The following is a 14269-nucleotide window of genomic DNA, read 5'->3' on the forward strand; positions in this document are numbered from 1 at the left end:
TTCTTGATTAAATCATGAAGTTAATCACTTACGTAATTGCTCCAAAGAAATCAGAAAAACTCCTTTGCTATTTTATGAATTGCATCTGATTTACCCATACTGTAGAAGTGCAAAACTGGAACATTGGCTTCTATCAATTCTCTGCATTGTTGAATCCCCCATTCTATCCCAAGTTCCCTCACAGCGGCATTATCCTTGCATTTCACCACTTGCTGTTCTAGTTCTTGAGGAACATCAATTTTGAAAATCTTAGGCAAAGTGGTCAGGTGCTTATGCGTAGCAATCGGCTTTATTCCTGGAATAATTGGAATATTGATTCCCATTTCTTTACAATCTTCAATAAACTTGAAATACACTTTATTGTCGAAAAACATCTGTGTAACAATGTATTCTGCTCCTAAATCGACTTTCTTTTTCAACCAATTAAGATCGAAATTCATATTCGGAGCTTCAAAGTGCTTCTCAGGATAGCCTGCAACCCCAATACAAAAATTACTTGGGATAGCGTTTTGCAGTTCTTCATCCAAATAATCTCCTTTATTCATCCTTGCTATTTGCTCCACCAAATCCGAAGCATATGCATTGCCATCTTTTTCAGGTCTAAATTCAGGCTCAGACTTTATATTATCCCCTCTCAATGCAAGCACATTGTCAATTCCGAGGAAGTCAAGATCAATTAATGCATTTTCTGTTTCCTCTTTTGAAAATCCTCCACAGATGATATGAGGTACAGCATCAATCTGATAATGATTTTGAATAGCAGCACAAATTCCCACAGTACCAGGACGTTTCTTAATGCTTTTCTTCTCCAATAGTCCATTTTCTCGTTCCTTGTAGACATACTCTTCTCGGTGATAGGTCACATCAATAAAAGGAGGTTTGAATTCCATCAGTGGATCAATCTGATCAAAGAGGTTACGTATACTGTCTCCTTTTTTAGGAGGTATAATTTCAAGAGAGAACAGTGTCTTATCGGCGTTTTCTATGTGATCTACTATCTTCATTACTTATAATTCAAATTTGGCTGAAGCCACTTCTCAACTTCTTCTTCTTTCATTTGTTTTCTTTTGGCATAATCGGCTATCTGGTCCTTGCTGATTTTTCCTAAACCAAAATATTTTGATTGAGGATGTGCAAAATAAAATCCACTAACAGATGAGGCTGGATACATGGCAAAAGATTCTGTAAGCCTAATTCCAGTATGTTTTTCAACTTCAAGCAAGTCGAATAGGGTTTGCTTCTCCGTATGATCTGGGCATGCTGGATAACCAGGTGCTGGTCGAATTCCTTGATACTTTTCTTTGATAAGGGATTCGGTATCGAGTGACTCATCTGCAGCATAACCCCAAAGCTCCGTTCTTACCTTTTTGTGCATCAATTCTGCGAATGCTTCAGCAAGACGGTCAGCCAATGCTTTGACCATGATTTCTTTGTAGTCATCATGATCTGCCTTATACTTTTCAACAAGTTTTTCTATTCCAATCCCTGCAGTCACTGCAAATCCACCTAAGTAATCTTTTTCGTTTGGATGCAGAAAATCGACTAGAGACAAATTGGGTACACCTGGAGCTTTCTTTCCTTGTTGTCTTAGAAAATGAAACTGTTTGTCTTCTTGATCAACTGTTACGCTATCTCCTTCTCGGTTTACTGGAAATAGCCCAACAATTGCCTTCGCTCTTAATAATCTTGAAGTCACAATTTCATCCAGCATTTCCTGAGCATCATCAAATAATTTTTTCGCTTCCGAACCTACTGTAGGATTTTCTAGGATAGCTGGGTATTTTCCCTTCAACATCCAGGTAGAGAAAAATGGTGTCCAATCGATATAATCTCTTATCTCAGCTAAATCATAATCTTCAAAAATGGATAGCCCCAAATTATTTGGTGGTAGAGGTTCAAATTTCTCCAGAACAACACCGTTTTTCTTTGCGCCATCATAAGAGATATAATCTTTAGATTCGGTTCTGGAAGCGTGTGAAGCTGCCAACTCCAAGTATTCAGACTTGATAGTTTCACCGAACTCTGGAGCTCTAGCACTGAGTAAATTCGTAGAGACTCCCACACTTTTGGAGGCATCCAATACATGAACAACTGTTTGATCATATTTAGGAGCAATTTTTACGGCAGTATGTATTCTAGATGTCGTAGCTCCCCCAATTAAAAGGGGTGTTTTCATTTTACGACGAGTCATTTCCTCAGCTACTGTAACCATCTCATCCAACGAAGGAGTGATCAGACCACTCAGTCCAATAATATCTGCTCCAATCTCTTCCGCCCGATCAAGAATTTTTTCAGCAGGCACCATAACTCCCATATCTTCAATGTGAAAATTATTGCAAGCCATTACCACACCTACAATATTTTTTCCTATATCATGAACATCCCCTTTTACCGTGGCTAGTAATATCTTCCCTTTCGTATTTCCTGATGCTTTTTCTTCTTCCAAGTATGGAGTTAGATACGCAACAGATTTTTTCATCACTCTGGCACTTTTCACAACTTGTGGCAAAAACATTTTTCCACTTCCGAAAAGGTCTCCTACTATATTCATTCCATCCATCAATGGACCTTCAATGACCTTCAATGGACTTTGATATTTCTCTCTAGCTTCCTCGGTATCTTCATCAATAAAATCTACGATCCCTTTAACCAACGCATGAGACAAGCGGCCTTCTACAGAATCGTCCCTCCAGCTCAGATCTTCTACTTTCTGTTTCCCCTCACCTTTTACATTTTCAGCAAACGCAAGTAAACGTTCAGTTGCATCGTCTCTCCTATTTAGCAAGACATCTTCCACGTGTTCTAAGAGATCTTTCGGTATCTCGTCATACACCTCAATCATGCCCGCATTCACAATACCCATGTCCATTCCAGCTTTGATCCCGTGATATAAGAATGCTGAATGCATAGCTTCTCTAACCACATTATTCCCTCGAAATGAGAAAGAAACGTTGCTAACTCCTCCACTAACCTTGGCTCCAGGAAGGTTTTCTTTGATCCACTGAGTGCCTCTAAAAAAATCTACCGCATTGTTATTATGTTCTTCAATTCCAGTAGCTACTGGAAAAATATTAGGGTCAAAAATGATATCCTGAGGATTGAATCCAACTCTGTCAACTAAAATGCGATAGCTTCTTTCACAAATCTCAACTCTTCGCTCATAACTATCCGCCTGACCTTTTTCATCAAAAGCCATCACAATCACAGCTGCACCGTATCTCCTTACTTTTTTGGCTTGATCAATAAATTCGTCTTCTCCTCCTTTTAAGCTAATGGAATTGACCACTCCTTTGCCTTGAACACATTGTAAGCCTGCCTCAATGATTTCCCATTTTGAGGAATCTATCATGATTGGGATTCGAGCTATTTCAGGTTCTGAAGCAATTAAATTAAGGAATCTCACCATAGCAGCTTTACCATCTAGCATCCCTTCATCCATGTTCACATCTAAGATCTGTGCACCACTTCGTACCTGGTCTAATGCAACATCAAGTGCTTCATCGTATTTATCTTCAGCAATCAACCTTGCAAATCTTTTAGATCCTGTAACATTAGTTCGTTCTCCAACATTGACGAAGTTGGTATGTTCAGTGATGATCAATGGTTCAAGGCCAGAAAGAATCAAAGGCTCCATATCGGGACCTCCTTTCTTCTTGGCTCATACTGAGAAGCTAGCTCAGCAATCGCTGTGATATGTTCAGGGGTAGTTCCACAGCAGCCACCAATAATATTAATTAAGCCCTCATCTAAAAATTCTTTAATCTGATCAGCCATCTGATCAGGGGTTTCATCGTATTGTCCAAATTCATTAGGTAATCCAGCATTGGGATGTGCGCTTACTAAAAAATCAGATTTATCCGATAAAATCTTAAGGTATGGTCTGAGCTGAGCTGCTCCTAAAGCACAATTTAATCCCACACTCATTAAATCTATATGAGCTATTGAAATTAAAAATGCCTCTGTTGTCTGACCAGATAACGTGCGCCCTGAGGCATCTGTGATGGTACCTGATACCATTACAGGAATATCGACATTCCGTTCTTCCTTAATTTCGTCAATAGCAAAGAGTGCTGCTTTTGCATTCAGTGTATCAAAAACTGTCTCAACAAGTAGCATATCAACACCTCCATCTAACAACGCTTCTGCCTGCTGGCGATAAGCCGTTTTTAGTTCTTCAAAAGTGATGGCTCTAAATCCTGGGTCGTTGACGTCTGGAGAAAGTGAAGCTGTTCGATTCGTAGGCCCCATTGAACCAGCAACAAACCTTGGTTTATCTGGCTCTTTCTCCGTAAAACCTTCAGCAACTTCTTTCGCAATTTTAGCAGATTGATAATTCAATTCATACGCCCAACCTTCCAGCCCATAATCTGCTTGGGCGATTGTAGTACTTGAGAAGGTGTTAGTCTCCGCTATGTCAGCTCCCGCTTTAAAATACTCTGCATGAATTTCTTTAATGATCTCAGGTCTTGTTATTGACAGAAGGTCATTGTTCCCTTTTAACGACTTAGGGTGATTCTCCAACTTCTCATTTCGAAAATCTTCCTCTTCCAACTTATGGCGTTGGATCATGGTGCCCATCGCTCCATCTAGCACTAAGATTTTTTTATATAATAGGTCTGTTAATTTCTTCATTCTCTGATTTAAAGTTTACCTACCAGAGAAAGTTCCGAATGGATTTGCTCATCTTTCCTGTCACCACAGGAGGGGAATTAGCACCGAAAATCATACGCTGAGGATCAGGTTGCTAAGACGTCATAGGGCCCATTCCCTCAGTCTTTCTTGATAAGTAATACAAATATATATGATTTTAATTCCTAGCAATAAATAGGATGTTACCTTTATCTTCAGATGAAGTTAGCAGCAATTGATATTGGATCTAATGCCGTTCGGCTACAAATCACGCGTGTCCTTGAATACGAAAAATTAATCACATTCAAGAAATTAGAGTATGTGCGTTTTCCATTGCGCCTAGGTCATGATGTTTTCTCAACTGGGAGAATAAGCAAGTACAATGAAGTGCGATTTTTCAAACTCATGAGCGCATACAAGAATTTGATTGATTTGTATGAAATTGATGCTTTTTATGGTTGCGCAACTTCCGCAATGCGTGAGTCTGAAAATGGTCAGATAATAGTCGATAAAACTCATGAGGAACTTGGTCTCGATATTCAGATTATTTCCGGTGATGAAGAGGCGGAGATGATCAATAAAGTAATTCTTCAAGGATTGGATAATGGACACTACATCCATATAGATGTTGGAGGGGGAAGCACTGAATTGAATATCTATGAAAGTCATCAAAAAGTTTACTCTCATTCTTTCAAAATAGGATCAGTACGAACACTCGAAGGGAGAGACATGCCTGAAGCATGGCAAGAAATGAGGGATTGGATAGCAAAATATGCATTCAAGAAAGGAGAGAAAATCACTGCTGTAGGAACTGGGGGGAATATTAACAAGCTATATGAGCTATCTAATACTACTCTAAAATCTAGAAAAATGAGTCTTGATACGCTAATAAAGACTCAGGATATACTCAAGAATCTCACATTAGATGATAGGTTAAATAAATTACAACTAAACCCTGATCGAGCTGACGTAATTATTCCCGCATCTGACATATATGTAGCGGTAATGCAATCGGCTAAGGCAAAAAATATCATTGTACCGGATGTTGGACTGAAAGATGGAATAAACTATCATATGTACCAAACGCATTATCCAGCCAGTGATAAGGTATTTGTGAAAAATTGATTTTGTAAATTACATTTTTAATCATTCTGATTTTTCTGAGAAACTCATCGATTCGTTCATTTACTTATGATACGATTAATTCCTTTAACATTTACGATTTTCTTTGCTTTCTCTATCCTTGGACAGGAGGTAAATACAATTGCGGATAGTCTCATTTCAGCATTACCTAACATTGAAAGGTGAGGGTAAGGCAAGTGCTTTTATTACGACCAATTCAAAGTTATTGACTGGTGAAACGGAGAATATCAGAAACACCTTTTTTCATTTCTAAACATTATATAATCTTTATCGATCTAATTGACCAAATTATCATTAGTTACCATGATTAGGTTGTACTTCTACTTCTAATCAATGAATCACTAAAAACATTGTATCTAGGGCTTAATAATGTAATTCTTCAGAATTGCTTATTGTAAGTTTTATTACTTGTTTAATAATTGATAACAAATGGGTGTGTGATTAACCATCTTGTCAACCAGATTATCGAATTTCTCGAGCCTTGCTTATTGAACCTGTAACAATACTTATCAAAGTAGGCTTGCATGTATTTCTCACTGGCATGATGATGAACGTCACGCAACCATGCCTTTAATTGCTGAATAAATCTGTGCAAAAGTTGAAGTTAAGCCCTAGTTTACTCTTAGTCTGCACAATATTCCAGTCTTCCTTCAATGGGAGATACCCTTTCCATTATCGGTAGCTATTTGACTTGCTTTTTTATCTATGTGAAGGTCAATATTTTAACTAACTCAGTGACAGAAAAGCTCGACATACTTTTGGCATACGCTACTAATACCGCCTCTCTTGCTTTTTTCAATTTAGGGAACTTATCTATGGATTCAACAGACACCTTGTGAAAGGAAAAATGTTTGATAACCTTATGGCAAGAATGGTCAATTATACTCCCGTTTTCTGCAAAAACCTGAACATTGATTAAGTGCCTATTTCAATAATTCTTAATTCAGGTATTCAATAGATATTTCTGCATCAATTTTAAAGTCAGGAGAAGTCAAACGAAATGTATGAGGATTTCTAGTTGTGAATTCACTACTGGGTAAGCTGAATACTTTACGATCTTCTTCGTTTGATGAGCTGGAATCATAATCCCTAGCACGTATTTCTAATTCTATACTCCCCAATGAGAAATCATAGTCCAGGGTGTTGAAGGAGATATCTGTAAAATTTCCTACACTAATGTAATCTCCTGTCTCTACCACATGGCCATCTCCTCCGTGAGAGTAGTCATATATTGCGTAACCTGGAATATTCATTTTTACAGATGGAGAGTTAAGATCCACTCTCTCGTATGCACCTAACCAGACATTTAATCGATCGAGCTCAAGTGCATTGGCATCTCCAGAACCTTCATCATCAGCTTCGATGATACGAAATCCGTTTACTCTCACTCGTACTTTTTGTTCCAATTGGAGTTTCCTAACCAGTGTGTATTGAGAGGTAAGTGTAACCAGCGCCAAGGTATTATCAGCCACATGTCTAAATTTATATGAAATAGGTACACCTGGAGAATCACTTGAAAACTGTTTACTTCCATTAATAACATTGAGAAAACCCGAAAGGCCTTTTTCTAAATCATTTAGACCCGCTGTAGAACCTCCATACACTACAATTGAAATACTAGAACGCTCCAAAACATTTTTGGAAGTTAGTCCAACTTCTATTTCTGCTTCAAGATCACCCTTACCATAGGCTACATCTAAAGCTTGATCTATCGTTTCCTCTGTATAATCTGACTCGATAAACATGAGTGCCATCATCCCATAGCTTACGCTAGAGACATAAAGTGGTGCTGATCCACTAGGTATGGCCTTGATAGCTTCTTCTTCGCTTATGTCGGGAGCGAAAAGGTCATTCGGAGTGGCTGGTGCATCTATGTCAATGGAGTAATAGATTTGGGTATACTTTGCAACTACTCTTGTTTTTTCAGAAGATGATTTCCAATCAAATTTAGTATTCAGGCTCCCTGCTCCATAACTCACATCCGCCCCAACAAAGACATCCATTTGAGATTGACTGTACATACGCTCATACTTGAAATCAACTTTTGCTGGTACCTTAGTTTCAGATGTTACAGCTTTTTTTATCAAATCTGAAATGCCTTGTCGCACAGTCGAGAGTTTGGGGCTCTGTACTTCTTGAGTAATTCCTTCTCCTGTGGATGAACTTTCAAGAGATATTGATAAAGTGAGAGGTGCTCTGTCCAGCAGTATAGGTTCATAAATGAAATCATGTGCTCTCTCACCCTTAACTATACTGCCTGGCCAGATAATATCATCATTGAGACCTAGATATACAATGCTTTCAATGTTGTCTGTCACATCATGTTTTTCATAAGTGTATCTAAATCCATTTTCAATCTCATTTGATGTTTCCACAATTTCATCTTTATCAGCCCCCAAAGGTTCTGTTTTACCAGCATCTGAAAGAATGGCTGTGAGATCAACATTTTCAACCTTATTTAGGTCGTCTTCGCCACAACTAGAGCTTAATAAGATAACTAGACAAATGACTAAAATTCGATCAGGCAAAAGATTTTTCAAGTAATTATAAATTGTTTCCATAGCGTTTCTTCCATTTGATTTTCTTACCCACAATAGTATTCACCGGATTGCAACGTTTCATGGATATGTCTACTACATTTCTACTACAAACCATTTCTCTGATTTTTGAGTGCTATTTCTAAAGCTAGAATACACAGCCATTTTGAGGGATATGATTGAATCCTATAATCGATTCATTGAAGGCCAGAAGAACGAGAAAGCTAAAATCAGGATTTCCATAGAAACAGAAGGATAGTGAAATTCATGGGTTGCAAACCCCAAGGGTAATCGGTTTTTAAGTCTACTAGAGGAGCTTATATCCTCAAAAATTAAAATTGAATAGTGCCTTCATTCAAGTAAAATTCCGAAAACAAAATATGACATATTTTAGCTATAACTACGACAATGAAGTGGGCAAAGGAGTCTTAGTTTTTTAAAAACTATTATTTTCTAAGTCAAATTGATTAAGTATTCTATCAAATCCACTTCTTTTGGTAAGCCTAGCTTTTTCTTGAGTCTATACTTATTAGTTTGAACTGTTCTTTGAGACAGGTTGAGCAGTTGGCAGATCTCATGAGTATCTAACTGGACATACAAGAGTGATGCAAAACGTAAGTCATTCTCAGTTAAGTCTTGCTCAATCTTTAGCAGTTCATCAAAAAACGTGGGATTCACTTTTTCAAACCTGATCTTAAATGTCTTCCAGTCTTCGTCAATTCTAAGCTTAGCTTTGATCTCCGATAGTAATTCCCTGCCCACACCGTTATCATTGTTTTTTATGTAATGGTATACTTTATCGAGCACTTCAGTTTTAGCTGCTACCCCTATAGATAGGCTGGTCAATTCATTATTCTTTAACCTCATCTCAGTTTCGAATTTTTCTTCCTGAAGCTGCTTAATTTCTAGCAAATGTTCCTTTTCTCTTTCTCTTTCCTTAGCTTCAAATATGGCTCTTTCTGCTTCTTGTTTGTTGAAGTTCATTTTATATGCCAGGCCAACGAGGAAGCAGCTTATCTCCAACCCGGATCCAATCAATGAATAAACATATGAGCTTGTAAGGAATGTAAAATGCAGCGAAAGTGTTGTTGTTACACTGCCGAGTATTCCAAACCCAAGTGCAACCAAAACAAAATATTTCAGTTTCCCTGGTTGAATGGCAACATAGTATATGAATGGCATTGAAACAATTGCAAAGACTGTGTTTAATCTAGGTAAAACCTGATAATAGTATTCCGTAGAATTGAAATAGAGAATTACCAATCCAATCGTAGATATTCCGGTAAAGCCAATCAATGCCAAACTGAACTTCCACCCCTGGGATGACTTTTTCCTAAAATCCAGATAAGAACTAGCGAACAGTACGTAGAAAAGCCAGATAACCGAAAATATTAAGCTGAAATCAAAGCTGATTTTGGGATTGATGAACCAAAAAAACTTGTAATATCCCGCTTGGAACAAGCTCATGCAGATCACAAAAAATAAATAGTATGTACTGCTGGTCTCCTTAAAAACTAATCCTAGCACCATATTCGTTAAGATGATTACAACGACCATCCCGATAAATATGCTAATAGCCATCAAGTCCTTTGATGCCTCTTCTTCAAATGATTTTAATTGTTGAATTGAGATACCTGTATCTATTTTGAAAGGTAAGTCTCCTATATTTCCATCTATCTTTATGTAGATAGTTTTGGTTGAGTTCATCTCTAGTTTAACCTTCAGTTTGCATTCATTATTCTGACCTGTATAAAAGTCATCATGAATCTTTGAAATCAATACACCCTTTGTGCCACGATCGACTAAGCCATTTTCAGAAAATTCCCAATACGAATTTTTCCATTCATTGCTAAACAAGAGTAAAGTGTGACCAGAAGTTGAGTGATTTTGAAGCACAACTTTGAACCAATAATTATTCTCTGAAGAAAATTCACTCAATCCAACTGATTCAAATTGTAAGCTGGAAATGACTTCTCCAATCTCCATCTTTCTAGTCGAATCTATCAGAACTTCAACTTGAGAATTCTGTAGCCTGGTAAGAGAAAAAAAAGAATCCTGACCGCTCACAATCACTTCACTCGATTCATATTGAGAACCAAGACATATAAAATGGAATAGCAAAAAGCTTGAGAAAATGGTAAAAAGCTTTTTCATGAATTCTGGCTGGTACGATAAAGGTTAAATCTAGCGAACCATTTTAATCTACCGCCCACTATTTACAAATAAACTCCATGTAGTAGGTATGCAGTAGGTAAAATCTTAGACATACCAGACATCCATCTTAATATTGGTTTTCAACGAACCAGTATCAACTTATGAGTCATAAAAAACAATTCAATAATGTAGCCAAATGGGCTAGTTCTTTAATTTTTACCATACTGTTTACTTCTCAATGTTATGCGCAGTTTTTTGAGGACATAGCAAACAGTGATACTATAGATAGATACGGCGGTGGCGCTGTTACAGCCTGGGGTGACTATGATATGGACGGAGATCTCGATTTGGTATTGAGTTCGGATGCGCGCAATGACTTAGAACTCTACATTAATGAGAATGGGGGTTTAACATATCATGATATAGGTGTGTCGGGTACCAATGGAGGAACCCTGGATTGGGCCGACTATGACGGAGATGGAGATTTAGATCTTATCGTCAGTCGCTCTCGTCAACTGGGTAATTTTGACAGTCAATACCTTCGTCTATATCAAAATAATGCCGGCACATTTACCCTTGTTAACGATGGCCTTAACAATGTTGGTCTGCCTATCCGGCTTTCTCATGCTGCAGTCTGGGGCGACTATGATCAGGATGGAGATCCAGACCTGGCGGTGATTATGGAAGATGATCTGGATAACCTTCGGGCCATGATCTATACTAACACTGACGGCATGTTTACTAAGTTAGACGTCACATTACCGATTGCCGAAAACGGATCTCTTAGCTGGGCCGATTATGACCAGGATAACGATCTCGACCTTTTGATAACCGGATTTGACCGTGATGCCTTCCTATGTAAATCATCCATCTATAATAATGATGGCGGTACGTTCACAGATATCAATGCTGGACTTCAGGGGGTTTACGTTAGTTCTGCTAAATGGGGAGATTATGATAATGATGGAGATCTGGACATTGCTTTTTCGGGCTCTACTGTTTTTGAACAGATAGAGTTCGGTACGCTTTATGATCCCCAATCGTTCATTTATGAAAACAATGGTGCAGGAATCTTTACCGATATTTCTGCGCCTCTTGAAGGAGTATTATTTAGCTCTACTGACTGGGGGGATTATGATCAAGATGGAGACCTGGATCTTCTAATCACTGGGATATCAGATATTTATATAGAACTAACGTCTATTTCAAAAATCTATAAAAACAATGCTGGAGTGTTTGAAGATGCTCTTATTGCGCTTCCAGGAGTATTCTACGGGGAGGCCTCATGGATAGATTATGATATGGACCTTGATCTCGATATCCTACTGGCCGGTGAAGGTGAACTAACCGACATCAGGAAACTATACAAAAATGGAGAGGATCAACTTTTTGTGAAGGATATAACTACTTCCGATTTACTGACAGATTTGGGTTCAAGTACCCTGGCAGTAGGAGATCTTGATGGAGATGGTGACGAAGATATCGTGATATCCGGACTAGATGAGCTTGGACAGGATACAGTTATCATTTACAAAAACAATGGTGGTGAACTAGAAGGAATGATAAGTGGTGTGCCAGGAAAAACTGGGGGATCACTAGACTTGGGAGATTACGACCAGGATGGAGATCTTGATTTGCTAGTGACAGGGTTTACAGATAGTGGACCAGTAACCGATATTTACCAAAATACAGATGGCACATTTACTCCTACAAATTCTGGACTTACAGTTGTAGGACAGAACGGGGATTCCTATGGAAAATGGGGGGATTATGATCAGGATGGTGATCTGGACCTCATCGTAGGTGGACTCACTGCTGAATTCACTAAATCAACGACCATTTATACCAACACCAATGGAAGCTTTACACTACTTGCATCCGACATTATTCAAGCAAATTCTGGAGCTGTGGACTGGGGAGATTATGATAATGACGGAGATTTAGACCTGGCCATTACCGGAGGCGAACATTTTGTTTTGCTTGCAAAGATCTATCGTAATGATGACGGTGTTTTTGTAGATGCGGTAGATGGATTGACAGGACTGACTGAACAAAACGCATTGGAATGGACTGATTATGACCTGGATGGTGATCTTGATTTGCTGATCGGAGGAATGGATGAAGCTTTGGTTGCACACACACTTATCTATCAAAACAATGACGGGATATTCAATGAAGTAGACGCAGGATTGGAGGGGAAAACCTTTGGCTCAGCAATGTGGGGAGATCATGACTTAGATGGAGATATGGATATACTTGCTGTTGGCGAGTCAAATATAGAATCAAAAACCATGATATACTCCAACGAAAATGGCGTTTTCTCTGAGATTGTCAATAACATTCCCACCATCTTTTTCGGCGAAGCAAACTGGATCGATATTGATGGTGATAGTGACTTGGATGTTTTAATCTCAGGAAATATTTGGGAAATAGAACCCTTTAGCACGACACAGTTGTGGATCAATACTACGAATCCAAATCGTCCTCCTTCAGATATTGTGCTAAGTGAACTTTCCATTAATCAATCTGTTGGTGAGAATGCCCTTGTCGGGTCTCTTTCTGCAATAGATCCGGAGACAGAAGATACGCACGCATTCTTACTCACTGAAAATGAAGGAGACAATTCACTTTTCTATCTTCAGGATCAAGCTTTATATATTAATAATACAATAGATCTGGCAACTCGTGAATACATGGTCTATATCTCGGCCACTGATAATGAAGGTAAATCTTTAAAGAAATCTTTTTCAATCACATTGATCGACGATGTTGATCCTACAGTATCCACCAAAAACATAGAATTGAGCATTTACGCTGGTGGTACTTTGGAAATAGAACCTGCTGATGTGGATAATGGCAGCTATGATCTCGGGGGCAATCCACTTTCTCTTTCACTAGACACCAACTCATTTACATGTGCTGACATAGGTGAGAATACTATTATACTAACAGCTACGGATCCTGCTGGAAATGAATCAAGTGCCACTGCAATAGTGGTTGTAGAAGCATGCCTGAAAAATGAACAAACGATCACTTTCAACGAAATAGCAGATAAGGTCTTTGGTGGCGCTCCATTCGATCTAACCGTCTCTACTTCATCAGGTCTTGACGTTGAATTGAGTGTAGTCGATGGTCCAGTAGCGATCTCTGGGAACACGGTAACCATCACGGGAGCAGGAACAGTTACGATAGCTGCCAATCAAAGTGGGGGTGATGACTTTAATCCTGCAAGTGAAGTCATCCAAACGTTCGAAATTGCGAAAGCAGACCAAATCATTACTATCGAGACCATCGAAGATAAAACCATTAATGATCAGCCTTTTGAGGTTTCAGCTATGATTAATTCAGGCCTAGGTCTAACATATGAAATCGACGGACCGGCTACAATCAACGGAACATTTATCACACTAGATGGCATTACCGGGATTGTGACAGTCACTGTTAATCAGACAGGAAACGAAAACTTTAATAATACTAGCGAAAGCATATCATTTGAAGTATTTGAGGAACCAGTTTTAGCTATTGATCCTGATTTAGGTATAAGATTCTATCCTAACCCGACGACCAATTTCTTGACTTTCGAAAGCGAAGAAATAGTAGAAGTCAAGCTATTCACCTCAGAAGGTCGGGAAGTAAAATCTTTCAAATTAAAAAGTGGAGAAATAAATATCTCTGACCTGCCCGATGGATTATATATACTGCACATAAAAAGCAGTCACGCAATAATTAAGGAAAAACTAATCAAAGGAAACTAAGGCGGCATTAGCTATGGCTAATGCGATGGGTGGCTCCAGGAGTCACCCTTT

5 protein-coding genes, 1 pseudogene and 1 riboswitch are annotated in these 14269 nt (G+C 38.5%); of the genes and pseudogenes, 2 read left to right on the plus strand and 4 right to left on the minus strand.

Annotated features, from left to right (window positions below):
- Positions 1–50: 50 nt before the first annotated feature.
- Both metF and metH read right to left on the minus strand, forming a co-directional pair.
- Entirely contained in the window at positions 51–1004 is a 954-nt protein-coding gene (metF, locus tag ABJQ32_09905) for a methylenetetrahydrofolate reductase [NAD(P)H] (protein ID MEP5289955.1), read from the minus strand.
- Positions 1004–4632, minus strand: a pseudogene (metH, locus tag ABJQ32_09910) (methionine synthase). Before metH ends, metF begins: the two are co-directional and overlap by 1 nt.
- 45 nt (positions 4633–4677) lie before the next feature.
- A riboswitch (SAM riboswitch) is annotated at positions 4678–4789 on the minus strand.
- A 59-nt stretch (positions 4790–4848) separates the two neighbouring features.
- On the opposite strand from metH, the gene ABJQ32_09915 reads away from it, so the two are divergent.
- Entirely contained in the window at positions 4849–5754 is a 906-nt protein-coding gene (locus ABJQ32_09915) for a hypothetical protein (GenBank protein ID MEP5289956.1), read from the plus strand.
- A gap of 956 nt (positions 5755–6710) precedes the next feature.
- On the opposite strand, the gene ABJQ32_09920 is transcribed toward ABJQ32_09915, so the two are convergent.
- On the minus strand, positions 6711–8333 hold the full coding sequence (locus tag ABJQ32_09920; GenBank protein ID MEP5289957.1) for a thiol-activated cytolysin family protein: 1623 nt from the start codon (positions 8331–8333) through the stop codon (positions 6711–6713).
- A 429-nt stretch (positions 8334–8762) separates the two neighbouring features.
- Complete coding sequence (locus tag ABJQ32_09925; protein MEP5289958.1) at positions 8763–10463, minus strand: 7TM diverse intracellular signaling domain-containing protein; 1701 nt, start codon at positions 10461–10463, stop codon at positions 8763–8765.
- Between the two features lie 161 nt (positions 10464–10624).
- Here ABJQ32_09925 and ABJQ32_09930 point away from each other — a divergent pair, with 161 nt between their 5' ends.
- Positions 10625–14218 carry a T9SS type A sorting domain-containing protein gene (locus ABJQ32_09930; protein MEP5289959.1) on the plus strand — a complete coding sequence of 1198 codons (3594 nt, stop codon included), beginning with the start codon at positions 10625–10627 and terminating at the stop codon, positions 14216–14218.
- Positions 14219–14269: the final 51 nt, after the last annotated feature.

The organism is Marinobacter alexandrii (assembly GCA_039984955.1).
Classification (GTDB): Bacteria; Bacteroidota; Bacteroidia; order Cytophagales; family Cyclobacteriaceae; genus Ekhidna.